Below are 1651 nucleotides of genomic sequence, written 5' to 3' on the forward strand. Positions count from 1 at the left end.
GTGGGACACCGTCCCCTCGGCCCCGGGGCTGGTATACCGGGCCCCCGGCGGCCGCCGCGGCCGCCGCCAACAGCCCCACATGCCGCGGGGGGGTAGCCGGGCCCGGGGCACCCCCGCTCCGTGAGACCGCACCACCGCACCGTCCTGCACCACCCGAACCCTGCACTGCGATGAAGGAGTGTGGTACCTGTGAGGCGTCTTCATGCTGCCCTCGCTGCCCTGGCCTGCGTGCTGGCGACCGCCGTCGGCGCGGTCTCCGCCCAGGCCCAGCCCGAGACGGTCGTCAACGCGACCCAGTTCACCGACACGTCGGGCAACCCGCTGCACGCCCACGGTGGCGGTGTGGTCAAGGTGGGTCAGTACTACTACTGGTTCGGCGAGAACCGGAACGCGGACAACACGTTCCGGTACGTCTCCGCCTACCGGTCGACGGACCTCGTCCACTGGGAGTTCCGCAACCACGTGCTCACCGAGGCGAGCCACCCGGAGCTCGGCATGGCCAACATCGAGCGGCCCAAGGTGATGTTCAACCAGGCCACGGGCAAGTTCGTGATGTGGATGCACAAGGAGAACGGCACCGACTACTCGGAGGCCCGAGCGGCGGTCGCGGTGAGCGACACCGTTGACGGCAACTACACCTACCAGCGCAGCTTCCGGCCGCTGGGGCACATGTCGAGGGACATCGGCGTCTTCGTCGACACCGACGGGACCGGGTACATGTACTCGGCCGCCCGGGAGAACTACGACCTGCACATCTACCGCCTCACCAGCGACTACACCGACGTGGCCAGCCTGGTCGCCAACCCGTGGCCGGGCGGTCACCGCGAGGCGCCCGCACTGTTCAAGCGGGGCAGCACCTACTTCATGCTCACCTCCGGCGCAACGGGCTGGAACCCGAACCAGCAGAAGTACGCGACGACGAGCAACCTGGCCTCCGGGTGGTCGGCGATGCAGAACGTCGGCGACTCGACCGCCTACGGATCCCAGACCACGTTCGTGCTGCCGGTGCAGGGCACGTCCGGCACGTCCTACCTGTACATGGGTGACCGCTGGGGCAACTCGATCGGGAGCAACGTCAACGGCTCGAGGTACGTCTGGGCGCCGATCACGTTCCCGACGTCGACCTCCATGTCGTTCAGCTATTTCCCGGAGCTCTCGATAGACGCGGCGGCCGGGACGATCACGGGTCAGGGCGGGCCGTTCGAGTCGCTCACCGCACGGCACTCCGGCAGGTGCGCCGACGTGACGAGCCAGTCGTACGCCGCCGGTACCCAGATCAAGCAGTACGACTGCAACGGTGGCGGCAACCAGCGCTTCTGGTTCCGTAGCGCGGGCAGCGGCTACTACAACCTCCTGGCCAGGCACAGCGCGCTGTGCGTGCAGGAGAACGCGACGACGGTGACCCAGGAGAGCTGCGGCACGGGACCGAGCCAGCAGTGGTCGGTGGTCGCGGCGTCGGGTGGTTACGTGACGATCCGGTCGCGTGCGACCGGCGAGTGCCTGGACGTCAACGGCGGCGCGACCGCGAACGGCGCGGCAGTGATCACGTACACCTGCAACGGTGCGAACAACCAGCAGTGGACCCGCGGCTGACGGCGCGCCGGACCTGAGGTCCGCTCCGAGACGACGTCGGGCGCCGAACCGGGCACGG

At 68.8% G+C, this 1651-nt stretch carries 1 protein-coding gene; it reads left to right on the plus strand.

Annotation, left to right across the window (positions count from 1 at the left end; translation table 11 throughout):
• The first annotated feature begins 189 nt into the window (after nt 1-189).
• Nucleotides 190-1593 carry an RICIN domain-containing protein gene (locus ACFWE2_RS25335; protein ID WP_377226969.1) on the plus strand — a complete coding sequence of 468 codons (1404 nt, stop codon included), beginning with the start codon at nt 190-192 and terminating at the stop codon, nt 1591-1593.
• Nucleotides 1594-1651: the final 58 nt, after the last annotated feature.

Origin of the sequence: Promicromonospora sp. NPDC060271, assembly GCF_042726755.1 — a bacterium.
GTDB lineage: Bacteria > Actinomycetota > Actinomycetes > Actinomycetales > Cellulomonadaceae > Promicromonospora.